Source organism: Amycolatopsis sp. NBC_01286 (genome assembly GCF_035982555.1).
Classification (GTDB): Bacteria; Actinomycetota; Actinomycetes; order Mycobacteriales; family Pseudonocardiaceae; genus Amycolatopsis.
The window spans coordinates 7,091,441-7,115,395 of record NZ_CP108428.1 but is presented as its reverse complement, the minus strand read 5'-3'; the positions used below and the strand labels follow the sequence as shown (position 1 = coordinate 7,115,395).

The 23,955-nt window shown below is 72.4% G+C and carries 18 protein-coding genes; 3 read left to right on the top strand and 15 right to left on the bottom strand.

Going from position 1 to position 23,955, the window contains the following annotated elements:
• Nucleotides 1–61: 61 nt before the first annotated feature.
• Nucleotides 62–2,422, bottom strand: a complete 2,361-nt coding sequence (locus OG570_RS33515) for an alpha-L-fucosidase (RefSeq protein ID WP_326953011.1) — start codon at nt 2,420–2,422, stop codon at nt 62–64.
• A 217-nt stretch (nt 2,423–2,639) separates the two neighbouring features.
• Here OG570_RS33515 and OG570_RS33510 point away from each other — a divergent pair, with 217 nt between their 5' ends.
• Together OG570_RS33510 and OG570_RS33505 are read left to right on the top strand one after the other, a co-directional pair.
• Nucleotides 2,640–2,903 carry a hypothetical protein gene (locus tag OG570_RS33510; protein WP_247052192.1) on the top strand — a complete coding sequence of 88 codons (264 nt, stop codon included), beginning with the start codon at nt 2,640–2,642 and terminating at the stop codon, nt 2,901–2,903.
• 458 nt (nt 2,904–3,361) lie between these two features.
• On the top strand, nt 3,362–4,582 hold the full coding sequence (locus OG570_RS33505) for an SGNH/GDSL hydrolase family protein (RefSeq protein ID WP_326953010.1): 1,221 nt from the start codon (nt 3,362–3,364) through the stop codon (nt 4,580–4,582).
• Nucleotides 4,583–4,831: 249 nt separating this feature from the next.
• On the opposite strand, the gene OG570_RS33500 is transcribed toward OG570_RS33505, so the two are convergent.
• The 9 genes from OG570_RS33500 to OG570_RS33460 all read right to left on the bottom strand — a co-directional run bounded on the left by OG570_RS33500 (nt 4,832) and on the right by OG570_RS33460 (nt 17,204).
• Nucleotides 4,832–6,106: an MFS transporter gene (locus OG570_RS33500; RefSeq protein ID WP_326953009.1), complete on the bottom strand. Its 1,275-nt coding sequence runs from the start codon at nt 6,104–6,106 to the stop codon at nt 4,832–4,834.
• Nucleotides 6,103–6,654, bottom strand: coding sequence for a GNAT family N-acetyltransferase (locus tag OG570_RS33495; protein WP_326953008.1), 552 nt, complete (start codon nt 6,652–6,654; stop codon nt 6,103–6,105). The genes OG570_RS33500 and OG570_RS33495 overlap by 4 nt, the downstream gene beginning before the upstream one ends.
• A gap of 72 nt (nt 6,655–6,726) precedes the next feature.
• On the bottom strand, nt 6,727–11,733 hold the full coding sequence (locus tag OG570_RS33490) for an RHS repeat-associated core domain-containing protein (RefSeq protein WP_326953007.1): 5,007 nt from the start codon (nt 11,731–11,733) through the stop codon (nt 6,727–6,729).
• Nucleotides 11,734–11,768: 35 nt separating this feature from the next.
• Complete coding sequence (locus OG570_RS33485) at nt 11,769–12,347, bottom strand: YbaB/EbfC family nucleoid-associated protein (RefSeq protein WP_326953006.1); 579 nt, start codon at nt 12,345–12,347, stop codon at nt 11,769–11,771.
• The gene (locus OG570_RS33480) at nt 12,347–12,688 is read right to left on the bottom strand and encodes a type VII secretion target (RefSeq protein WP_326949978.1); all 342 of its coding nucleotides are present in this window, start codon (nt 12,686–12,688) and stop codon (nt 12,347–12,349) included. Before OG570_RS33480 ends, OG570_RS33485 begins: the two co-directional genes overlap by 1 nt.
• Before the next feature lie 4 nt (nt 12,689–12,692).
• Nucleotides 12,693–14,756, bottom strand: a complete 2,064-nt coding sequence (locus OG570_RS33475; protein WP_326953005.1) for a hypothetical protein — start codon at nt 14,754–14,756, stop codon at nt 12,693–12,695.
• A gap of 8 nt (nt 14,757–14,764) precedes the next feature.
• Entirely contained in the window at nt 14,765–15,235 is a 471-nt protein-coding gene (locus OG570_RS33470) for a hypothetical protein (protein WP_326949980.1), read from the bottom strand.
• A 20-nt stretch (nt 15,236–15,255) separates the two neighbouring features.
• Nucleotides 15,256–16,098, bottom strand: coding sequence for an ESX secretion-associated protein EspG (locus OG570_RS33465; protein ID WP_247052200.1), 843 nt, complete (start codon nt 16,096–16,098; stop codon nt 15,256–15,258).
• 182 nt (nt 16,099–16,280) lie between these two features.
• Entirely contained in the window at nt 16,281–17,204 is a 924-nt protein-coding gene (locus OG570_RS33460; RefSeq protein ID WP_326953004.1) for a ketopantoate reductase family protein, read from the bottom strand.
• Between the two features lie 375 nt (nt 17,205–17,579).
• Between OG570_RS33460 and OG570_RS33455 the strand changes: the two genes are divergently transcribed.
• Nucleotides 17,580–18,491 carry a hypothetical protein gene (locus OG570_RS33455; RefSeq protein ID WP_326953003.1) on the top strand — a complete coding sequence of 304 codons (912 nt, stop codon included), beginning with the start codon at nt 17,580–17,582 and terminating at the stop codon, nt 18,489–18,491.
• Here the strand turns inward: OG570_RS33455 and OG570_RS33450 are convergent.
• The 5 genes from OG570_RS33450 to OG570_RS33430 all read right to left on the bottom strand — a co-directional run bounded on the left by OG570_RS33450 (nt 18,448) and on the right by OG570_RS33430 (nt 23,742).
• Complete coding sequence (locus OG570_RS33450; protein WP_326953002.1) at nt 18,448–19,170, bottom strand: flavin reductase family protein; 723 nt, start codon at nt 19,168–19,170, stop codon at nt 18,448–18,450. The genes OG570_RS33455 and OG570_RS33450 overlap by 44 nt on opposite strands.
• A gap of 134 nt (nt 19,171–19,304) precedes the next feature.
• Nucleotides 19,305–20,123, bottom strand: coding sequence for an FAD binding domain-containing protein (locus tag OG570_RS33445; RefSeq protein WP_326953001.1), 819 nt, complete (start codon nt 20,121–20,123; stop codon nt 19,305–19,307).
• Entirely contained in the window at nt 20,120–20,590 is a 471-nt protein-coding gene (locus OG570_RS33440; protein ID WP_326949986.1) for a (2Fe-2S)-binding protein, read from the bottom strand. The genes OG570_RS33445 and OG570_RS33440 overlap by 4 nt, the downstream gene beginning before the upstream one ends.
• The gene (locus OG570_RS33435) at nt 20,587–22,914 is read right to left on the bottom strand and encodes a xanthine dehydrogenase family protein molybdopterin-binding subunit (RefSeq protein ID WP_326953000.1); all 2,328 of its coding nucleotides are present in this window, start codon (nt 22,912–22,914) and stop codon (nt 20,587–20,589) included. Before OG570_RS33435 ends, OG570_RS33440 begins: the two co-directional genes overlap by 4 nt.
• A gap of 66 nt (nt 22,915–22,980) precedes the next feature.
• Complete coding sequence (locus OG570_RS33430; RefSeq protein WP_326952999.1) at nt 22,981–23,742, bottom strand: sulfite exporter TauE/SafE family protein; 762 nt, start codon at nt 23,740–23,742, stop codon at nt 22,981–22,983.
• Nucleotides 23,743–23,955: the final 213 nt, after the last annotated feature.

Below are 23,955 nucleotides of genomic sequence, written 5' to 3'. Positions count from 1 at the left end.
AGATCCGCCATGAGGGGCACCCCCAGGGCTCTGACGTCCCTGAGGGTGCCCCTCACGGCATTCAGCTCCAGGCGATCTTGAACACCCAGGCGAAGCGGCCCGCCTGCCGGGCCGCGGCCGGGACGTCGATCACCAAGGCGCCGTTCTCGACGCTCCAGTGCAGGTTCCCGCGGTAGCCCAGCAGCGTCACACGGTCACCCGCGCGGATCGGGACCGGCGCGTCGACCACCAGCCGGCTGCCCGGTGCGGCGAGCGAGTGCACGTAGAAGGCTTCGTTCTGCTTGACCGTGAACCGCAGGTCGCCGAGCTGGGCCATCCGTGACCAGTACGTCGTGCCGTAGATCGCCTCGCCGTTGATCTTCAGCCACGCGCCCGCGTCGCGCAGGTGCTGCTGCATCACCGCCGGGATGGTGCCGTCGTAGTCCGGGCCGATGTCGAGCAGGAAATTGCCGTTCTTCGACACGATGTCGACGAGCGTGCGGACGACCTCCTCGGCCGTCATGTACTTGTCGTCCGGGGTCGCGCGGTTGTAGCCGTAGGAGAACGGGTCCAGCCCGCGGCTCGCCTCCCACTTCGCCACCACCGTGTTCGGGTACGTCGTGTACTCCGGCGTGGTGAAGTCGTGGTCCGGGATGCCGCCGCGGTCGTTGTAGGTGACGTCCTTGGGGTGCCGGCGGTTCTTCGCGCGGTTGAAGTACTCCGTGAGCACGTCGCGGCTGTCGTTGTCGCCGCCGATGTCGAACCACAGGACGTCCGGGTCGAACTCGTGGATCAGCTCCAGCACCTGCGGCGCCTGGTAATCGCGGACGAAGTCCTTGCCCGCGGTGTACCCGGTGTAGGGCACCGGCGCGCCGGTGTACGGGTTGCGCGGCGCGTGGCCCATCCACGGGTTGTCGGGGTTGAACCATTCCGGCAGCGAGAAGTACAGGCCGTTGCGCAGCTGCGGCGTGTACTTGCGCGACGCCGCGAACAGCTCGGCGATGACGTTCCGCCGCGGGCCGAGCTTCACCGAGTTGCGGTCGCTGACCTTGGTGTCCCACAAAGCGAAGCCGTCGTGGTGCTTGGACGTCAGGACGTAGTACTCGGCGCCCGCGTCCGCGATCAGCTTCAGCCACGCGCGCGGGTCGAACTTCTTCGCCGTGAACATCGGGATGAAGTCGTCGTAGACGAAGTTCTCGCCGTACTTCCGGGCGTGGTAGGCGTAGGTCGCGCCGTCGGGGTCCTGCTGGTTCTGCCAGTACCACTCGGCGTACTGCTGCCCGACCGGCGCCCACGCGGGCACGGCGTAGACGCCCCAGTGGATGAAGATGCCGAACTTGCTGTCGTCGAACCAGTACGGCGCGCGGTGCGTCGAAAGCGACGCGTCGGCCGGCCGGAAGTCCGGGACGCCGAGGGTGATCGGCACCTGCTGGGTGGCGAGCGTGCCGCGCCCGGCCGTCACGCGGAGCTGGCCGTTCGTGGTGGTGCCGGGCGGGACGGACGCGTTCGGCGCCAGGCCGAGCCGCACGGTCGCCTGCTCCCCCGGCGCGAGCGCGCGGATCGTCGCCGGGACCGTGGTGCGGCCGCCGGGGACGTCGAGGGTCACCGTGACGCGGTCGCGGGCCCCGAGCCAGACGGTGCCGGCGTTCACCACGGTCGCCTCGGCGGCCTGCGGCCCGCCGTCGGTCAGCAGGTTCGCCGTCGAGCGGCCGTCCAGCACCAGCGCGGACCGGCCGACGGCGACGGGCTGCAGGGTGAGCGCGAAGACGTGCAGGCTGGAGACGTTCGGCGCGGGTGCCGCGGTCGTCGGCAGGGTCAGCGCGACGGCGTCGCGGGCCGGGTCGACCCAGACCTGGCCGGTGGCCAGGGAAACCGGGTTGGCGTCGACGACGCCGCCCGGCGCGTAGCGGAACGACGAGACCAGCGCGCCGCTGCCGGTGTACCAGTCCGGGCCGGCGAGCGAGCCGGTGCTGGTGGTGCCGTCGGCGTAGTGCACGGTCGCCGTGCCGCCGGTGGTGCCGTAGCTGGCGGCGACCAGGAAGTACGCGACGAAGTAGCGGCCCTTCGGCAGGTCGAGCGTCTGGCCGGTCGCGACGACGTTGTTCTTCGCCCCGGCGGCCGCGGAGCCGAGCAGGAACGGGACGCCGCCGACGGTCGCCGTCCGCCCGACCGGCAGCTGCTCGGCCGGGAAGGTGTAGCCGGACCCGTCGAAGTCGCCGCCGGTGGCGGCCGCGCTGTCGATGCCGTCGTTGGAGAACCAGGCGTCGAGCGCGACCGGGACGGGCGGCGGGGGCGGGACGATCGGGGTGTCGGGTGCGTCGCCGGCGGCGTCTGCGGTGTCTGCGGTGTCTGCGGCCACGGCGGGTGTCAGGCCGGCCGCACTCAGCGCCACGGCGGCGCCGGCGGCCATGCCGAGAGCTTGACGGCGAGGGAAGGTCGTCACTGAACCTCCAGGGATCGGATGAGTACGGGCAGACTGGCCCCCCAGTGGGCCGATCTGTGGTTGATGGAGCTGATTCATCCGATGACTGACCCTGCTCGTCCGGGTTCGCCGTGTCAAGAGGGACGATCAAAGTGAACCGGGCTCACGTCCGGCGCGTGGTTCTCAGTGACGAGCTGCAGCACTCGCACCAGACCCAGCCGGACCGAGAGGCCAGACCATGTCCACCCACCCGAGCGCGCTGAGCCGCCGCGCGATCGCCATGCTCAAGGCGGTCGGCGAGGGCCGTGCCGAACTCCGCTGCAGCTGCGAACCCGACCTCCGCGTCGACGGACTGTCGTGCTGCGACCAGAACGCCGCCCACGACCTGGCCCGCGCCGGCCTGATCCGCGCCGCGGTCCTGGCGGCGCCCGGCCAGTGGACGCCGGCCGAACTGACCGACGCCGGGCACCGCGCACTGGACGTGGTCCCCGCCGCCGCTTGAACTTGTTCTCCAGCCGTGAATGGCACATCGAGGGCCTTGAGGTCTCTCGATGTGCCATTCACGGCTTTGGTCATTCCCGCGGGCCTGGGTCCGCGGGGTCATCGGCCGCTCCAGGAACAAAATTCCGGTGCCTCGGGTGAACCGGGCCAGGGTGGCGGCCGTGCTTGGGGGTGAGGGCGTTCTCGCACACGCCCTCCGGGGTTGCCCCGACGCAACGATCCGGGCCAGCCTCCGCTTCGGATCGGGACCGGGGTACTCCGGCGAGCGGCCGTCGCGGCAACGGCCACCTCGCGCGGGCCCGCCCGGCATCCCCAGAATCCCGGGCGGGTCCGCCCAGGGGGAACCCTAGGGAAACCCCCGGGGAAACAGCAACTTGCCGTTACTGTCCGGGATCTTGTCCGGTTCGCTCACCTGATCAGCGGTCGCTGGTTCGAGTGACAGACGCGACCGTGTGGGGCATGCGACGCTTCCTGGCCGTGAGCACGGCCGTTCTGGCGGGGTTGGCCATCCTCACGACGTCCGGTGGTGCGAACCCGGAAAGCGCTGTCCCGGCCCTCGCTCAACAGTCCGTCGGCGGCTGGGCCGGCACCTGGGCCGCGGCTCCCGCGTCCGGCGTGCCGAACACCCCCGACGGCTACCCGGGTTACTCGATCCGCAACGTCGTGCACACCAGCGTCGGCGGCGGGCGGGCCCGGATCCACCTCTCGAACGCCTTCGGCACCAGCGCCGTCACCTTCGGGCACGTCACCGTCGCGGTCGAGGCGACCGGAGCCGACGCCGTCCCCGGCACGCTGCGGTCGCTGACGTTCGGCGGTGCGCCCAGCGTCGTCGTCCCGAACGGTGCCGAGGTGCTGAGCGACCCGGTCGGCCTGCGGGTGCCGGCGGACGCCAACCTGCTCGTGACGACCTACGTGCCGACGAAGTCCGGGCCGGTGACCTACCACCCGGCCGCGGCGCAGACGTCGTACTTCACCCGCGCCGGCGACTTCACCGCCAGCGAGTCGGGCGCGCCCTACACCGAGCAGACGTCCGTGTGGCACTACGTGTCCGGCGTCGACGTCCAGGGCGGCGCCGAAGCCACCGTCGTGACGCTCGGCGACTCGATCACCGACGGCGTCGGCTCCACCACCGGGGCCAACCACCGCTGGCCGGACTACCTGGCCGACCGGCTGCACGGCCGCTTCGGCGTGCAGAACGCCGGCATCAGCGCCAACCGGCTGCTGCTCGACGTCCCGGGCAGCGGCGCGGGCCAGAACGCGCTCTCCCGGTTCGACCGCGACGTGCTCGGCGTCGGCGGCGTGCGGACGCTGATCGTGCTGGAAGGCATCAACGACATCCAGCAGGACCCGCACCAGACCGACCCGAACGCGATCACCTCGGCCTACCGCCAGCTGGTCGCGCAGGCCCACGCCCGCGGCATCCGGGTCATCGGCGGCACGCTCACGCCGTTCAAGGGCTGGGGCGTCTACGACGAGACCCTCGAAGCCACCCGCACCGCGGTGAACCGGTTCATCCGCACCAGCAACGTCTTCGACGCCGTGGTCGACTTCGACGCGGCGGTCCGCGACCCGGCCGACCCGCTCCGGATGCTGCCCGCCTACGACTCCGGCGACCACCTCCACCCCGGCGACGCCGGCTACGAACGGATGGCCGCCGCGGTCCGCCTCGACCGGCTGTGATCACTCACGCGGGATGACAGCCACCAGATCCGAGCCACACCACCGCACACCACCTCGGCGCGGCCTTCGGCCCATCGGCTGTCATCACCAGCGCACGACAGGACCGACACCCACAACAAGCAGCGGCAGAACCCCCGCCCTACAAACAACTCCACCGCGGCAGGCCTACGACCCGGCCGACTCGCCGCGCTACTCCGACAACCCCGAGCCACCCCAGCTACGAACGGAAGCCGCCTCGACCGGCTGTGATCACTCACGCGGGATGAAGGCCACCGCCACGAGACTCAGCACCGCCACTCCGACCAGGTAGAGCGATACCGACAACGACGTCCCCGTCGCGGTCTGCAGGGCCGTTGCGATCAACGGGGCGAAACCGCCGCCCAGTACCGCGCCCACGGCGTAGGAGAAGGACGCGCCGCTGTAGCGGAAGCGCGGCTCGAACAGCTCCGCGAACAACGCCGACTGGGGACCGTACGTCGCGCCGAGGCCGATGTTCAGCACCACCACGGCGACGATCAGCCACACCGTCTGGCGGGTGTCGACCAGCAGGAAGAACGGGATCGGCCACACCACGAGCAGCACCGAACCCCAGAGGTACACCGGTTTGCGGCCGACGCGGTCCGACCACGCCGCCGTCACCAGGATGCTCACCAGCCACGTCACGCTGCCCACGATCACCACCACCAGCAACGTGGTGCGGTCGATCTTCAGCACGGAAGTGCCGTAGGACAACAGGTACGCGAGGAAGATGTAGCCGATCGCGGTGTTGGCGATGAAACTCCCCGACGCCACCAGCAGCGCTCGCGGCCGTTCGCGGAAGACGTCGACCATCGGCCGCCGGCTGCGTGCTGCCGAGTCCCGCAGCTGAGCGAACACCGGGCTTTCCTCGATCCGCAGCCGGATCACCAGGCCGACGCCGACGAGCACGATGCTCAGCAGGAACGGCACCCGCCAGCCCCACGCCACGAACTGCGCGTCGGTCAGCGATTTGCCGAGGACGAAGAACACCAGCTGCGCGAGGATCAACCCGGCCGGGACGCCGATCTGCGAGAACGCGCCGTAGCGGCCCCGCCGGCCCTCCGGCGCGTGCTCGACGGCCATCAGCGCCGCGCCGCCCCACTCACCACCCGCGCTCAGGCCCTGCAGCAGCCGCAGCACGAGGAGCAGGATCGGGGCCCACACGCCGATCGCGCTGTACGTCGGGAGCAGGCCGACGCCGACCGTCGCCACGCCCATCAGGACCAGCGACAGCACGAGCATCGCCTTGCGCCCGACGCGGTCGCCGAAGTGACCCCACAGGATCCCGCCGACCGGACGGGCCAGGAAGCCCACCCCGAGCGTCGCGAACGCGGCCAGCGTGCCGGACGCGGGCGAGAGCGTCGTGAAGAAGAGCTTGCCGAAGACCAGCGCGGTCGCCGTGCTGTAGATGAAGTAGTCGTACCACTCGATCGTGGTCCCGATGGCGCTGGCCACGGCGACCCGCCGCAGCTGCCCGGGCGCGGCGGGCACCGCCTGCGTGCTCACGAGCCGGCCATCGCGGCGACCGGCACCAGATCCTCGGCGAGCAGGTCCATCAGCAGGCCGTCGTGCCAGCTGCCGTCCGGCCCGCGCTCGTAGGAGCGCATCGTGCCGACCGGCCGGAAGCCGAGTGCCCGGTAGAGCTTGATCGCGGACTCGTTGTCCGCGGCCGGGTCGATCACGACCCGGTGGTGCCCGCGCACGGTGAACAGGTGCTCGGCCAGCGCCCGGATGGCGTCCGAGCCGAGGCCGTGGCCCTGGAAGTCCGGGTGCACGGCGATGTCGATCCCGGCGTGCCGGTACTGCGGGTCGGCTTCCTCGAAGGCGAGCTCGACGCCGATCACCGTGTCCGCGACGTCGTCGAGCTCGATGGCGTAGGTCGTGGTGCCCTCGTCGGGGTCCAGCAGATAGGACACCTGGGCGGCCACCGGCTCCTCGGCGTCGGCCCACCAGCGGGCGACATCGGGATGCGACAGGATCTCCTCGAACCGGGCGGCGTCCGTGACTGCGGCGGGCCGCAGCCGGACACGGCTTCCGGTGATCAGGCCGGTCATCGGCCCAGTGTCGACCCCCGGGCGCCCACTGTCGAGCAACACCGCCCGGCTGGCCGCCGGGCGGTACCGCCGTCAGTCGTCCATGTCGACGTCGGAACCCTGCCGCGGGCGCTTCGAAGGCCGGGAGTCGTCCGGGGAGTCCAGCGGCGAGTGCACCGGCTTCGAACCGGACGGGCCCGCCACGGGCGGCGCGGCTTGCGGAGCACCCGGAGCCGGCTTGACCTCTTCCCAGGAGTGCCACGGGCCGCCCTGCTTGGCGAACCCGGGGTCGTTGCGGTCCCAGTAGGCGCGATCCGCGTTGTCGCTCGGGTGCGGGCTCTTGTACCGGTCCTCGTGCGCGCCACTGGCGTTGGAGCGTTCCTTGGACTCGATGCCGTGGTAGGTGCTCTCCTGGCGGTTGTGCTCCAGGTTCTCCTTGCGGGTCCGCCCCATCCCCTCCCGGTTCCAGTTCGAGCCCGCGGCCTCGTCGTGCCCGAGCACGCCGTTCTTGTGCCCCTTGATCTCGTTCCCGGACGTGCCGTTGTACGACTCCCCGGGCTGCTTCGTGTCGAAGCGCCGGTCCGGGTGCATCAGCCAGCTCTTGTCCGGCTTCTTCCCGGCCGGGACCGGCGACAGCGCCGCGTCCTTCCACAGCGGGAGCATGTTGCCGTGCTCGTGCTTGGGGTTCTCGTACCCGGCCGCGGTCCGCCGGTCGTACTTCTGCGCCCCGGTGGGCTTCTTCGCGCCGTACTTCCCGGCCGGCGACATCTGCTGGTAGAGCCGGCCGCCCGGGGAGTGCTCGGTGACGACGTTGCCCGGCACGTTCGTGTTGATCTTCAGGTTCGGCTTCCCGCCGGACCCTGAGCCGCTCGCGCCCTGCGTGCTGGTGCCGCCGTTGCCCGTGCAGCTCTGCGGGCCGAGGCCGAGCGGGTCGACCCACGCGTGCGGGTTCCCGACGTAGGCGTGCGGGTTGGGCCCGGCGCCGAGGCCGATCGGGTCGGGGCTGGCGTAACGCCCGGTGGCCGGGTCGTAGTAGCGGAAGAAGTTGTAGTGCAGCCCGCTCTCGGCGTCGGCGTACTGCCCGGCGAACCGCAACGGCGTGCCCGCCGCCGTGCGGGTCTCCTCGACGGTCTTGCCCCACAGGCTCAGCCGCGCGAACCAGGCGACGGCGCCGCGGTCGTCGACGAGCTCGGTGGGCGCGCCCGACGGATCGGCCACGACCAGGTGGAACTGCTCGCCGGCGAGCTCCTGCGGCGAGCGCAGCAGCCGGTCCCGCTGGATGAGCGGCTGGTGGGTGCCCGGTTCGTAGTCCCACACGGTGACGCGGGTGCCGGCGGCGTCCGAGTGGGACTGCTCGACGAGCACCTGGTCGTCCCAGGTGAACTCGACGCGTTCGGCCACCGTGGTGCCGTCCGCCTCGAGCCGTTCCTTGGCGGTCCGCCTGCCGAGCGCGTCGTAGGTGTAGCGCCACCGGACGCCGTCCGGGGTGCGCACCCCGGCGAGCCGGTCCTGCGGGCCCCAGGTGTACTGCCAGGTCCCGCCGGCGCTCTCCCGGAGCACGAGCCGGCCCCGCTCGTCGTGGGTGAAGCGGGTCCGCCCGGCCGACTGGACCACCGAGCCGGTGAACGACCGCGGGCCGAGCGCGTCCTGGTCGGCCGTGGTCGGCCACACCGCGTCGGTGACGTTGCCCGCGACGTCGTAGGCGTAGCGCTCGGACCAGCGCGGCGCCTGCACGCCGACGACGCGGGCGCGCTGGTCGAGGGTGAAGCCGCGCGGGCCGGTGAGCCGGTCCTGGACGCCGGTCAGCGCGCCGTCGGGCCGGTAGGCGTAGGTGCGTTGCTGGCCGAGCTGCCCCGCCGCGCCGGTGATCGTCTGGGACTGCAGCCGCCCGTCCGGCGTCCACGTCCGGCCGATCGCCGCGCCCGAGTCGAGCGTGCGCCGGACCTCGCGGCCGGCTGCGTCGTGGTCGAAGCGCAGTGTCCGGCCGGGCGTGTGCACGGCGAGCGGCCGGTCGAGCGCGGTGTACTCCCAGACGCTCTCCGCGCCGGAGGGGGTCCGGCGCCGGACCCGGCGGCCCTGCGCGTCGTAGCCCGATTCCACGGTGCGGCCGCCGACGGTCTCGGCGGTGATCCGGCCGGCGGGGTCGCGCTGGTAGGTCACCCGGCCGCGGCCGTCGTCGGCCTCCAGCAGGTGCCCGAGGGTGCTGTAGGTGTACCGCGTGGTGACCGGGCCGCAGGTGTGCTCGACGAGGTTGCCGACGAGGTCGTAGCGGAAGGTCGTCGTCTCCCCCGCGTGCGTCCGGGCGGCCAGCTGGCCGGCGGCGTCGTAGCGGTAGTCCACTGTGGACCCGGTGAAGTCCTTCTCCCGCACCAGGTTTCCGGCCGCGTCGTACTCGTAGCGCCAGACGAGCCCCTGCTCGTTCGTGACGGCGGTGAGCCGCAGCCGCGTGTCGTAGGCGAACTCCACCCGGGTGCCGTCCGAGCGGATCTCGGCCGCGGGCAGGTCGAAGTGCGTGGACTCGCCGCGGGTGACCGCCCCGGCCGCGTCGGTGTGCACGAGGTTGTTGCCCTCGCCGTCGAAGACCCAGCGCTCGACGGCGCCGGTCGCGTGCCGGTGCCAGGCGAGCCGGCCATCGACCGTGTACCCGAAGCGCTCCACGCCGCCGAGCGGGTCGGTGATGGCGCTGACGCGGCCGAAGAGGTCGCGCTCGTAGCGCGTCACGCCGCCGAGCGGGTCCGTGGTCGCGACGGGCAGGCCGCTGGAGTCCGTCTCGACGCGCAGGGTGTTGCCCAGCGCGTCGGTGACGGCGGCGGTGTTGCCCCGGTCGTCGTAGGCGTAGCGGCGGACGGCGCCGGTCGGGTCGATCACCGCGGTGACGTTGCCGCGCTCGTCGTACTCCCAGCGCGTGATCACCCCGGGCGCTTCGGACATCGTCAGCGGCAGGCCGAACCGGTTGCGCTCGAAGCCGGTCTCGGCGCCGTCCGGCCGGGTGATGGTGGCGAGGTTGCCGGCGTCGTCGTAGGTGTAGGCGGTGGTGCGGCCCAGCGCGTCGGTCTGGCGCAGCAGGCGGTCGCGGGCGTCCCACTCGTTGACGATCGTGCCGCCGAGGGGGTCGACCTCCTTGACCACCTGGCCGGCGTCGTTCAGGTGGAACGCGGTGCGGTGCCCCAGCGAGTCCGTCGAGTAGGTGACGCGGTTCGCGGTGTCGTACTCCATCGTGCCGGTGAAGAACCCGCCGGCGCCTTCGGTGCGAACGCAGCGTCCGTGCCGGTCGTAGGTGTAGCGGTACCACTCGCCGTTGCGGTCGGTCCAGGAGGTGATCCGCCCGGCCCCGTCGTAGGTGTACTGGAACGCGCGCCCGGAGGCGTTGGTCACCGCCGTCAGCCGGCCGTCGGTGTAGGCGTAGCGCATCAGCTCGACTTCGGTGCCGTCCGCGGCGACCGCGTGCAGCGCCGTGACCCGGCCGTCGGCGGTCTCCAGCCGGACGGCGTGTCCGCCGCTGTGCCGGATCTCCGCGGGCACGCCGTGCTCGTCGTGAACGAACTCGATCCGGTTCCCGCCCCGGTCGGTGACCGACCGCAGGGGCAGTTCCGCCGCCCCCGGCGCGAAGTAGAGGACGAGCTCCTGCCCGTAGTCCTCCAGCAGGTAGCCGCCGTCGTCGGCGCGGGTCAGCCGCCGCTCGGGTCCCTCGGTGGCGGTGGTCCACGTGCCGACCGTCGGGTGCGGGTACTTCTGGATCGTGCCGTCGGCCGCGGCGAAGGTGAGGCCGGTGTCGTCGACGGCGAGCCGCTGGTCCACTGTGGACACCCAGCTCGCGCCGAACCAGCGTCCGGCCCGGCGGGCCGAGAAGTGCGCCCGCTCGACCAGCAGCGGCAGCACGCCCAGGAACTCCGCGTCGACCTCGCTCATCACCATCTGGCCGGTGGAGACGTCGATCGGGTCGTTCTCGCAGCGCAGCTTGTCCGGCGGCCGGGGGTTGGGCTTCTCGTCCTTCAGCGGCGGCGGGCTGTCGGTGCCCTTGCCACCGCCCTTGCCACCCGAGCCGGGGCCGTCCACCCCGCGCGACCCCGTCGGGCCGTCGGGCGTCGGGTCGGGGCTCTTCAGGGTGTTGTCCGGACCCTTGGACGCGGGCGGCGGATCGGTCTTGGCCGGCGGCGCGTCCGCACCCGAGGAATGCGTACCGTCGCCGTCACCCTTCGCACCGGACGGCGACGTGTTCCCATCACCCTTCGGCGGCGGATCCGTCTTCGCCGGCGGCGCATCCGGCCCACCCTTGCCCTTCGGACCACCCAGATCCTTCGGATTCCCCTTGATGTCGATCTTGTTCGGCGGCGGAGACGCCTTACCCGGCTTGATCTTCCGCAACGCCTTCGCCGCATCCGAGAACAAATCACCCGCCCGCTTCAGCAACGGAACCAGCGCCTTCAACGCCGTAACGAGCCGCTTCACCAGATCCGCGATCTTCGACGCCGTCTTCGCGACCGCGCCGATCACCTGCGGCACCACCCAGGTGAGCCCAATGCCCAGCGTGAACACCACCTGCAACGCCCAGCTGATCAGATGCCCGATCAGCTCCGCGATGATGTCCCGCACCAACGCCCGCACCGCCGCGACGACCTCACCAGCGGTCTTCACACCACTGGAAGCGCCTTCACAACCCTTCTGCGCCGTGTTCAGCAACGTCACCGTGTCATCAGCGCGCTGCCGGTAGCTGTCACCCGCGGGCCCGGTCCACGACGCCGTGTCCGCCTTGACCATCCCGGTCAAGTCCTCACCGATACTGCCCAGCTCGGTCGCGATGTTCTTCCACGTCTCCGACTGCGCCGCGATCTCATCCGCGTTGCCGGTCAGCCCGTTGAGCGCTTCCTTCAACGGCCCGACGTGCTCCATCAACCACCCGACACCCGCGGCGAGAACCGCCCCGAACGGGTCCATCGCCATCGACAACGCATCCAGCGCGGTCCCGACCGCACCCATCGCGACCGAAGCCCAGTCACCCGACTCGATCGCGGACTTCAGATCGGCCGCCGACTCCAGCAGCGACACCCCCGAGTAGGCCTTGGTCGAGTCCTTCGTTTCCGCGACCAGCGGGTTCGCCACTGAGTGACCTTCCTCGTGTCCAGGGGCGAATCAGTTCACCACGGGTTGTTGTCCTGCTCGTCCGGGTCGGCGCCCGGCCGGCGGCCCGGCGGCGGCGAGGCCTGCGGGCCCGGCGGCGCCGGCGGGGTGCCGGTGCCGCCGGCCGCCGGGGCGGGCGGCACGGGCGGCGGGACCGGAGCCGGCGGCGCGGCCGGGTCGTCGGGCTCGTCCGGGTCGGGGAACCGGCCGCGGAGCGAGTCGAGCATGAGCGTGCGGGTGTCGCGGTCCTCGTCGCCGAGGTTCTCGGCCATCACGCCGGCCACGCGCTCGGCGATGCCGGACTGCGCGCGGCGCATCGTGGTGAGGATCGCCCGCGACAGCTCTTCGAGGGGGAACGACTTGACCTTGTTCGAGAACGTCAGGTCGGTGACGGTGCCGTCCGCGCCGACGGTGACGCTGACCGCGCCGTCGCCGCTCGTGGCGGTCAGCCGCAGCCGCTCGGTCTCCGCCTGGGCCGCCTGGTAGCGCTCGGCCTTGGCCGCGAACCCGGCCGCCCAGTCGTCCATCCGGCGGATCGTCTCGTCGGGGTCCCGCATCAGGTCCCCGAGCCCGTTCGAGCCGTTCGGGCTCGTCATCAATTCACCCTCGCTTCAGCTTCTCGCGGCGCGGCCGCGAGCTGACGCTCGAACGGCTGCTTGTTGCCCTCTTCACCGTCGCGGTAGGACTGCGCGGCCGTCCGGACGTTGTCCGAAAGGCCCTGCACACCCTCCACCGACGCCTTCAGCGTGTCCTGCGCCTGCTCACCCGTCGGCCGGATGATCGGCGGCAGGAACGCGCACAGCAGCCCGTACGCGTGGTCCGACATCGCCGAGTCGGACGCGGAGACCGCCGTGTTCAGCCGGTCCACCAGGCCGTCGACGTGACTCGCGTGCGCGACCAGGTCGTCCGGTTCGACCTCGAAGCCGCCCGCCGTCATGTGCTCACTTCCAATCCTGGTTCTTCCAGTCGCCGATCACCGGCGGCGCCACGACCTGCTCGCCGTCGAAGAAGTTCGGGTCGTCGTTCTCGACGTAGTCGGCCGACTTGTGTTCCTTGTCGTCTTCCTTCTTGCCGCCCTTGGCACCGGCGCCCATGCCGCCCATGCCCGGGGAGCCCGGCGCCCCGGCCTTGCCGCCGGCCGCCGCGTTGCGCGCCGCCATCGCCTCGGCCTCGGCGGCCGCACCCGACGCGGCGCCGCCGCTCAGGTTGCCCGCCCCGGTGCCGCGCAGGCCCGCGCCGCCCGCCCCGGCACCGCCGGTGCCCGAGCCGCCGATCCCGCCGAGGGACCCGCCCCCGGCACCGGAGCCGCCGCCGATGCCACCAAGGCCACCGAGGCGGCTCGCGATGCTCTCGCCGTTGATCCCGCCGCCGCGGCCGATGGTCGGCATCTTGCCGAGCCCGCCGCTGCCGCCGGAGCCGCCACCGGGGATGCCGTTGCCGCCGAGCCCGCCGCCCGTGGGCAGGCCGGTGATCGGGTCGATGCCGGGCGGGGTGAAGCCGCCGCCCAGGCCGCCGCCGCGGATGCCACCGCTGCCGCCGCCCGGGATGTCGGGGACGGAGAACGACGGCGGGGTGTACCCGCTGCCGCCGCCGGTGCCGCCACCACCGCCGATGCCCGAGGGGGTGAAGCCGGACGACGTCGTCGAGTCGCCGCCGCCGGGGATCGAGGAGCCGGGGATGCCCGCGCCGCTGAAGCTGCCGCCGCCGGGGGTCTCCGGCATGTCGAAGCTCGGCGGGGTGAAGCTCCCGCCACCGCCGCCTGACCCGCCCGCGCCGCTGCCGCTGCCGCCACCGCCCGGGATGCCCGCGCCGGAAAAGCCGGAGCCACCCGAGCCGGAGCCGCCACCCGGGATGCCCGCGCCGCCGTATCCGCCGCTGCCGCCGGCCCCGCTGCCGCCCGCTCCGCCGCCGACGGGCCGGCCGGTGGCCGGGTCGATGGGCAGGCCGGTGGCCGGGTCGATCGGGAAGCCGGTGGCCGGGTCGATGGCGGGGGCGCCGTTGGCCGAAGCGGCCGGGAGGCGCGCCAGCGCCGGGTCGGTGCTGCCGTTCGGGTCCAGCTGCCCGTTGGGGAGCGTGCGGCCCATCAGGCCCTGCGACGACCCGCCGGACGACTGGGGGGTGCCCAGGGTGCGCGCGCTCGCCGTCGCGGTCGGCAGCTTCGGCGGAGCCGGGAACTTCGGCGTCGCGACCGCGCCGGCGATGGTCTGGTCGTACTGGGTCATGATCTGCGCCGCGTGCTCGCGCGCGACCTGCTGCGCCCGGTAGGTCTGGATCGCCTCGCCGGCCGCCGACGCGTACTGCACCGGGTCGGTCATCGACTGCAGCTTCTGGTTGGTGGCCTGCAGGTCGAACTGCACCGGCGGGTTCGCGCCCATCTGCCGCTGCGTCTCGTTGAGCGCCTGGGAGTGGATCTCCTGCTGGCGGCCGGCGAGCGTCGCGCCCTGCGCGGTCGCGCCCAGCCACTTGCCGACGCCTGCGAGGTGCTCGCGGACGGCGTCACCGGCGTCGCCCTGCCAGTTGCTCGTGCTCGCGGTGATCGAGTCGGCCAGGTTCTTCTGGTGGGTGCCGAGGTCGTTGCCGACCTGCACCCACTCCTCCGACGTCTCCGCGACGGTCGCCGGGTTGGCGTCCAGCGTGATGGCGTCGTTCATCTGCTCGTGACTGGCGTTGCTCCACAGCATGTGCGGCGGCTCGCCGGTCTCGCGCATGGACAGGCCCTCGTCGAGCCCGTTCTTCGAGTTGTCCAGGTGCTGCTGGTACAGCTCCTGGATCTTCTGGTCGCGCAGTACCGGGTCGACGGCCGGGCCGAGCCAGCCGGCCCGGATCTCGTCGTCGATCTGCTGGGTGGCCATCGCGCGGATCTCGTCGCCCGAGGGCGTGTCGTCGGTCTTCAGCGGCCCGACGTAGTACTTCGACGACGAGTCCGCCGTCGGGTCGTACAGCGGGCTGCGCCGGTTGTAGTCCGGGGACGACGGGTCCGACACGGACTCGGCGGTGGGTGCCACGGTCTCCCTCAGCTCTGGTCGGCGGACGGGAGTGCGACGAGCGTGGCCCGTGTCTCCTCTTCCCGCGTCTTGTAGTTCTGCTTCGCCAGCTTGATCGCTTCGATGTAGGTCGGGAACTCCTGCCGCGCGGCCTGCAGCTGGGTGACCAGGCCGTGGTCGTCGGCCGCGGTGTTCACCATGTGGCCGGAGACCCACAGGCCGACCGCGGTCCGGCTGAGCGCCGGCTTGTCGTGCAGGCGCTGCAGCGCCGACCAGCGCGCTTCCAGCGACTCGAGCACGCCTTCGAGCGACTCGATCAGCCGGTTGCCGGTGGTGTCGTCGACCGCGAAGCTGCCGCTCTCGGCGAGCCGCTTCAGCTGGGCGCCGGCGAGGCCGACGCGGACCGCGGACATCGCCTGCAGCTGCGGGGTCTCCGCGGCCTGGAACTGCTGGGTCGCTTGCAGCGCGTCGGTGGTCGCCGCCGTCACTTCGTCGGTCATCAGGAGGGTTCCTTCCCGGGTCAGTAGACCGCAGCGATCGCGTCGCGGATGGCGCGGGCCAGCTCGGCGCGGCCGGCGGGCACGTACTCGGCCGTCAGCTCGCCGGCGTCGCCGCTCTTGGTGCGCACGAGGTAGCGGCCGTCGGCGGTGTCCAGCCAGCTCAGCGGGTCACCCGCGAGCCGCTCGCCGCGACGGCTCTGCGCGGTGACGGCGATGTGACCACCGCCGAGGCGCGGTTCGGCGAGCACGCGCTCCAGCACGGCGACGTCGGACGTCGGCCGGGCCGGTGGGCGGCGGCCCGGCCGCACCACGGCCTTGACCTCGATCATGCCGAAGGCGTCGGTCTCTTCTTCGTCGAACTCCGCGTCGGCGCGCCGCTTGGCCGTCATCGCCGAGACCTCGCGGCCGGCGGCGCGGTGCACGACGTGCCTGCCGGTCGTCGCGGCGGGCGCCGGGGGCAGCACGCCGGTGACGACCTCGACCAGGTCCTCGTCCGCGAAGAGAGAGAACAGCAGCTCGTCGGTGTCCGGGGCCTGGGTGATGCCGAGCGCCTGCGCGCCGTCGGTGACCACGAGGACGGCGACGTCGGCGCCGAGGCCGTCGATCCCGCTCACCGCGACCGACACGCGCGGGCTGGCCAGCAGCTCGAAAGCCGTGCGCACACCCGGGTGCAGCTCACCCGACACCGAAAGACGCCGCTCCTCGAGCGCGTCGTAGACCTGCCGGGCGACGTGGACGAACCGCACCGGATCGGCCGGGAGGTACCCGGCCCGCAGTGGGTACCGCCGGACGTCGCCACCGGTCGCCTGCCCGACCACCAGGGCTTCCACGACCTCGAGGACGAACTCGAACCTGTCCGCCATTTCCCCTCGCCTGATTCCACTCAGTCAACCGCAAACGCCGGACATCCAAGACGTCAAACCTTCAAGCAAGTTCCCTTACGAAGAGTAGCAGTGCCGCATGATCGCGGTTCGGCACCGCCACCCGGATGCCCGAAAGACCACGATCCCTGTCCTGGGCGGGCAAGGGGCCCACAGTGGCCGTATCACCCGATGCGGTGGTTGTGCACGCGGAGCTGCAGAGTGATGAGATCCAGCAGGGGCACGGAAACGCCCAGCTCACGGGCACGCGCGGTGAGATCGCCGAAGATCTGGTCTCCCTCGACCGAGTGACCGCCGAGAAGGTCGCGATACAGCGAAGAACCACCCGTTCCGGGGTCGGTCACCGTTCGGCGTGTCGCCTCCAGATCCGCGGCGGGCACGGGATATCCGGCGGCTTCGGCGACGGCCGCGGCCTCCGCCACGACGGCCTCGGCGAACGCCGTGCCGCCGGGCACCGCGACGACGTCACCGGTCGTGCCGCGCATCAGGCTGTTCACCCCGCCGATCGACGCGATGAACACCCACTTCGCCCACATGGCCCCGGTGATCGCGTCGTCGCGGGCCGCCGGGAAGCCCGCGCCGGTCAGCGCCGCGTCCACGTCGGACAATCGCGGCGGGACGGGTTCGACGCGCGCGCCGTAGGTCAGGTTCTGCAGCGGCCCGAGCCGCCGGATGTCGCCGTCGTCGTCCACCGTGGTCACGACTTTCGCGACACCGCCCAGAACCGCGGCGTCGCCGAAGCGCGCGGCGAGGGCGTCGATGTGCGCCATCCCGTTGAGGAACGGCAGAATCAGCGTTCCCGGGCCGACCGCGGGCGCGAAATCGTCGATGGCGCTCGTCAGCGCGGTGGCCTTCACCGCGAGCAGCACGAGGTCGTAGGTTTCGTCCAGGGTCCCGGTTTCCACCAGCGGCGGGTCGAGCACGGTCTCTTCGCCGAGCCCGACGATCCGCAGCCCGCGCTGCCGCAGCAGCTTCGCCCGCCCGGGCCGGACGAGGAACGTCACGTCCCGGCCCGCCTGCAGCAGCCGGCCACCGAAGTACCCGCCGGTCGCACCGGCACCCACCACCAGGATCCGCACGTCGTCCACGCCCACGACGCTACGCCGCGCGGGTACCGGGCCGCCGCCGTCCCGATGGGTGGCCGGCGGTGGGGCTCGCCACACCGCTCCCCCGCGGCCCGGCCGGCCGGCACCCGCGTGCCGACCGGTCGACGCGCCTCGCGGGTGCGGTGATCCGGCCCGCCGCACCGGTTCCCGCGGCCGGGTAATCCGCTTCACCACGCGAACCGCGTCGGTCCCCGGAAACCGCAGTCTCGGTCCCGGCCGAGCCCGGATTCCGTGACGGTGACCCGCTGTCACCACGCAACTCGCCGGCGCGGCGGCCACAGCGTCCGCACAGCAAGACACAGCGAACGGACAGGTGAAATCCGCTGCCGACCGGGCACCGCGAGGCGTTGACCAGGCATGGGAAGACCGATCCGGGACCTGGGCCTCGCCGCCGCGCTCGCCGCGACCCTGCTCGTGGCGGCCTGCGGCCAGGCGGTCACGACCGCCGCGCAGAGCACCACGACGGCCCCGGATCCGCCGCAGGACACCGAGGTCGGGCCACCGGCGCCGAGCACCACCGCGGTCCCCTACCCCGACCTCACCGGCGTCGCCGGCGGGGTCGCGGACGCCGTCACCGCCGCCTCGCGCGGGACCGATGTCGGGTTCGTCCTCTTCGACCGGGAGTCCGGAAAGGAGCTGGCCTCGCTGGACCGTGACACGCCGTACTACACGGCTTCGGTGGTGAAGCTGCTGATCGCCATCGACGAGGTGCGCGGCACCGACGGCGGCTGGGCGCTCCCCGACGCCGGCACGGTCGACGACCTGACCGACATGCTCGCCGGCAGCGACGACGCGATCGCGTCGGAACTCTGGGAACGCAACGGCGGCAACGAGATCGTCACCCGCACCGCGGGCCTGATCGGTCTCACGCACACGACCCCGCCGGCCGACCCGACCCAGTGGGGCATGGCGAAGACGAGCGCCGCCGACGTCGTCGCGACCTACGAGTTCCTCGAGGACACCGTGCCCGACGACGTCGCGCAGCCGCTGCTCACCGCGCTCGGTGACGCCCGCAACCCCGCCGACGACGGCTGGGACCAGTACTTCGGCATCCCCGACGGGCTGCCCGGGACGTCCTGGCAGGTCAAGCAGGGCTGGATGATCCTGCGCGACGCCCTGGTCCTGAACACCACGGGTGTCGTCAACGACCGCTACGTCGTCGTGCTGCTGACCCGGCAGCCGCCGGTCGGCTCGGCGAAGGGCCGCGCCGCCGTGACCGCGGGGATCACGACGCTCGCTCCCCTGCTGAAGCAGCTGAGCGCGACGTGACGTCACGAGCGCGGTCGATGTCCGGGCCGCGGTAGAGCCGTTCCGGGATCCGGGCCAGCGTCGACGGGTGGACCTGCGGGCCGAGGCCGTACAGCTTCTGGAAGCTCATGATGAGCGGCCGCCAGGCGTCCGGGTCGATGCGGTCGTCGCTGCCGGGCAGGCGGATGTCGTCGTGCACGAACACGCGCTGCACCCGCACCTCGATCGCGACGATCCCGCCGCGCTGCCGCTCGTCGGCGTCCGCGACCGGGTGCACGGCCTCGACGACCGCCTCCATCGCCACCGGGCATTCGGCGACGCGCGGCGGCGCCACGGTCTCCGACGCCACCGGCGTCAGCCCGGCCCGCTCGAACTTCTCCGCGAGGTGGAAGTAGCCGCGCTGCTGCTTCCCGGGCGGCACGGGGTCCGAGCCGGTGGTCATGGCGAGCCGGTCGACGTGCGCCGCGAGCGCGTCGGAGGGCAGGTTGAGCACGCATTCACGGGTGCGCAGCAGGTTGTGGGTGGTGTGCGAGCGCGCGCTGAGCCCGAGCATCGCGCGCCAGCCGAGCCAGAACGCCGACGACATCGGGGCGAGGTTGGCCGAGCCGTCCTCATTGGAGCTGGAGATCAGCACCACGGGGGTGCCGAAGTAGAGGATTCCGGGCTCGATGGCTGAATGCGCAAGGGTTTCCGTCTTCACGCCGTCCATCGTCCCGCCCGGCTCACTCCCCACGCTGGCGGGAATCGGCCGTCGCGATCACCCACGCCCGAAGTCCGTGAATGCCACATTCACGGACACTGTGTCCCTCGATGTGGCATTCACGGACTTGAACGTCAGGAGCGGCGCGCAGCTTGAGTGAGGGCGCGGCGGGTGAGGACGCGCGCGAGGTGGCGGCGGTACTCCGCCGTCGCGTGCGGCTCGTCCGGCGGGTTCGTGTCCTCCGCCGCCAGGGCCGCCGCGTCCTCGATGGACGCGCCGGACGCCAAGGCCGCCTCGGTCGCCGACGCGCGCAGCGGGACGCCGGCCATGTTGACCAGGCCCACCTTGCCGCCGACCACGGCCACGCCGACCATCGCCCAGTCGAGCGCGCGGCGGGTGAACTTCTCGAAGCCCCAGCCGAGGCCGGTCTGGCTCGGCAGCCGGATCTCCGTCAGCAGCTCGTCCGGCTCCAGCGGCGTCGTGAACGGGCCGAGGAAGAACTCCGACGCCGGGATCCGGCGCTCGCCCGCCGGGCCGCGCGCGACCAGCACGGCGTCCGACGCCAGGATCGCCGCCGGGAGGTCGGCCGCGGAGTCGGCGTGCACCAGGGAACCGCCGAGGGTGCCGCGGTGGCGGACCTGGCGGTCGCCCACCTCCCCCGACGCGTGCGCCAGCAGCGGCGCGTGCTCCCGCAGCACCGGGTCCTGCTCCAGGTCGCTGTAGCGCGTGAGGGCGCCGATGACGACGTCGCCGCCGTCCAGCCGGACGTAACGCAGCTCGTCGACCGGCCCGATGTCCACCAGGTACTCCGGCGCGGCCAGCCGCAGCTTCATCAGCGGCAGCAGGGAATGCCCGCCGGCCAGGACCTTGGCGTCGTCGCCGTGCTCGGCCAGCCGGGCCAGCGCCTCGTCCACTGTGGACACGCGCTCGTAGCGGAACTCGGCGGGGATCACCGGTCCACCTCCTGACCCGAAGCGTCCATCACGGAGCTGACGATGTTGTGGTAACCCGTGCAGCGGCACAGGTTCCCTTCCAGTCCGACACGCACCTCTTCGCGCGTCGGCTTCGGATTGTCCGCGAGCAGCGACACCGACGCCATGATCATCCCCGGGGTGCAGAACCCGCACTGCAGGCCGTGCTGCTCCCGGAACGCCCGCTGCACCGGGTGCAGCTCGCCGTCCGCGCCGGCCAGTCCTTCGACGGTGGTGACGGCGTGGCCGTCGGCCTGCGCGGCCAGCACCGTGCACGACTTGACCGACTCGCCGTCCAGCAGCACCGTGCAGGCGCCGCACGACGTCGTGTCGCAGCCGATGTTCGTGCCGGTGAACCCGGCCGTGTCGCGCAGGAAGTGCACCAGCAGCGTCCGGTCCGGCACCTCCTCGGCCACCGGCCGTCCGTTGACCTCGATCGAGACCTTCACCGCGGGTTCTCCTTGCTAGCTGTGACAATCGGGGCTTCGCCCCGAGCCGGGGGCTCCGCCACCCGGACCCCCTGAAATGCAGCCTCTTCGATAGCGGCCCAGACCCGGATCGGGGTCGTGGGCATGTCCAGGTGCCGGACGCCGCGCGTGGCCAGCGCGTCGACCACGGCGTTGTGCACCGCCGGCGTCGAGCCGATCGTCGCCGCCTCGCCGATCCCCTTGACGCCCAGCAGGTTCCGGTCGGTCGGGGTGGCCATGTCGACGAGCTCGAAGTCCGGCAGCTCGACGGCCGTGATGAACGAGTAGTCCGCCAGCGTCGCGGTGGTCGGGTTGGCGTCCTCGTCGTAGGTGACGACCTCCATGAGCGCCTGCGCGGCGCCCTGGCCGAGCCCGCCGTGGCGCTGGCCGCGGAAGGTCAGCGGGTTGACGATCGGGCCGGCGTCGTCGACGGCGATGATCCGCCGCAGCACGACCTTGCCGGTCTCGGTGTCGACCTCGACGACGGCGAGGTGCGCGCCGAACGGGAACGTCGGCTTGCCGCCGCCGAACCAGACGTCCGCGGTGAGCTTGCCGTCCCCGGCGGTTTCGGCGACCTGCGCCCAGCTGAGCACCGCGCTCGACGGCGCGCCGCGGACCTGCCAGACGCCGCGCTCGACGTCCAGCTCCAGGTCGTCGGCCGACGCCTCCAGCAGGTCGGCCGCCAGTTCGCGGGCCTCGGCGATCACCTCGTCGGCCGCCTGCCGGATGGCCGACCCGCCGAGCTGCAGCGAGCGGGAGCCGAACGTGCCGATCGCCTTGGGCACCTCGTCGGTGTCGCCGTGGCGGACCGTGATCTTCTCCAGCGGCACGCCCAGGCGGTCCGACAGCAGCATCGCCAGCGACGTGCCGAGGCCCTGCCCGTGCGGCGAGCTGCCGGTCCAGGCGACGACCGAGCCGTCCGGGTGGATGTCGACGCGGCCGCTCTCGCCACCCCCGTCACCGCCGGTGATCTCGACGTACGCGGCGATTCCGAGGCCCAGCTCGATCGGGTCGCCGGCGTCCCGCCGTCGCTGCTGCTCGGCGCGGAGCTCGGCGTAGCCGCCCGCTTCGAGCACCTTGTCCAGCGCCGTCGCGTACTCACCCGAGTCGTAGGACGCGCCGGTCGGCGTCTGGTACGGGAACTCTTCGGGCCGGATGAAGTTGACCCGGCGGACCTCGGCCGGGTCCAGCCCGATCTCGGCGGCGAAGACGTCCATCGCCCGTTCGAGCGCGGCCGTCGCCTCCGGGCGGCCGGCGCCGCGGTAGGCGGCGATCGGGGTGGTGTTGGTGACGACGCCGCGGCTGCGCGTCTCGACCGCGGGGAACCGGTAGACGCCGACGGCCATCAGCTCGGTGAGCGTCGGCAGGAACAGCGTCCGCGGGTAGGCGCCGGCGTCCTGGACGACGTCGAGGCGGTACGCGAGCACCGTGCCGTCGCGCTTGCCGCCGATGGTGACGGTGTTCTGCTGGGCGCGCCCGTGGGTCATCGACGTGAGGTTTTCGCTGCGCGTCTCGATCCAGCGCACCGCGCGGCCGATCCGCTTGGCGGCCCAGCCGAGGACGGTCGCCTCGGGGTCCGCGCCGATCTTCGCGCCGAACCCGCCGCCGACGTCCGGGGCGATGACGCGCACCGCCTCCTCGCCGACGCCGAGGCTGCCGGCCAGCTGCGACCGGGCGATCTGGGCGTTCTGCGTGGACAGCCACGCGGTGAGCCTGCCGTCCTCGCCCCACACGCACGACGCGCCGCGGACCTCGAGCGGCGCGGGGGCGACGCGCTGGTTGACGATCGTCTGCGTGACGACCGCGTCGCAGCTGTCGAAGAGGGCGTCGTCGAACTCCTCGGCGCCGTGGACCTGCATGACGTTGCTGCCCGTTTCCGGGTACAGCAGCGTTTCCCCGGCCAGCGCGGCGTCGATGGTCGCGACGGCGTCGAGCGGGTCGTAGTCGATGTCGACCAGCTCGGCCGCGTCGGCCAGCTGGTAGCGCTCCTCGGTGAGGACGAGCGCGACGGGTTCGCCGACATAACGGACGATTCCGTCGGCCAGCCACGGTTCCTTCACCGGCCCGGCGTCGTGCGGCGCGAGCCCGAGGTCGGCGGCGGTGAACACGCCGAGCACCCCGGGCGCCGCGAGCGCCTCGCTGACATCGATGCCGCCGATCCGCGCGTGCGCGATGGGACTGCGCACGAACACCGCGTGTGCGGCACCGGAAAGCGCTTCCTCCCGCAGATCGTCGACGTAGGTCCCGCCCGCGGTGATCAAGTTCTGATCTTCTTGGCGGACCACCCTGGTCCCGACAATGCTCATCTGGTCTCCTGCTCGCCGATACCCGCCCGATCATGCCCTCTCCGGCGGCCCGGCGGCAGCATGGATCTAACCGAAGGCCTGCCGGCCGAGGACGACCGCCAGCACGAGCCCGGCGACGCCGATCCCGATCCGCAACGGCGTCGCGGGCAGGTGCCGCACGATCGTCGCGCCGAGCCACGCCCCGGCGAGGGAGCCGAGGCAGACGGCGAGCGCGGCCGTCCAGTCGACCTTGCCGGTCACCGCGAACACGAGCGCGGCGAGCAGGTTCGCCGACCCGGTGACCAGGTTCTTCGCCGCGTTGGTCCGGGCCAGCGGCTGGCTCCACACCGACACCAGCAGCGCCAGCATGAGCACGCCCGCGGCGGCGCCGAAGTAGCCGCCGTAGATGCCGATGACGAAGGCGAACGCGCCGGTCACCGGCCTGAGGCCGTGGTGCTCGGCACCTTCGGCCAGCCGGCGCAGCCGCGGGCCCACCATGAGCACCACCGACGCCCCGCCGATCAGCCACGGCACGATCACGGTGAAGGCGTCGGCCGGCGTCACCAGCAGCACGACGCCGCCGACCGCGCCGCCGATCGTGGTGATGACGCAGAGCGGGAGGATCCGCTCGCGCTGCCCGGCGAGCTCGGGCCGCGCCCCGGCGGCCCCACCGGCGGTGGTGCCGAGCATGGCGACGGTGTTGGTCACGTTCGCGACGACGGGCGGCAGCCCGGCGGCGAGCAGCGCGGGGTAGGACACGAGCGACGCCAGCCCGGCGGTGGCCCCGGTCAGCCCGGCACCGACCCCGGCGAGCACGAGCAGGAGCAGCACCCCGGGGTCCGTGATCACGTTGTCATCTCAGCACGCCCCGGCCCGCACCCGGCGGTGAGCTTGCTCCCACCGTTCACGTCCGTGAATGCCACATTCACGGACACTTGGTCCCTCGATGTGGCATTCACGTCTTTCCCTGGTCACCCGCGACCGGGCGGCGCGGGTATAGGTCGTTATACGAATTATCCAGGCCTTGTCCGAAACCGGACGAGATCGGCCGCCGGGGTTGCC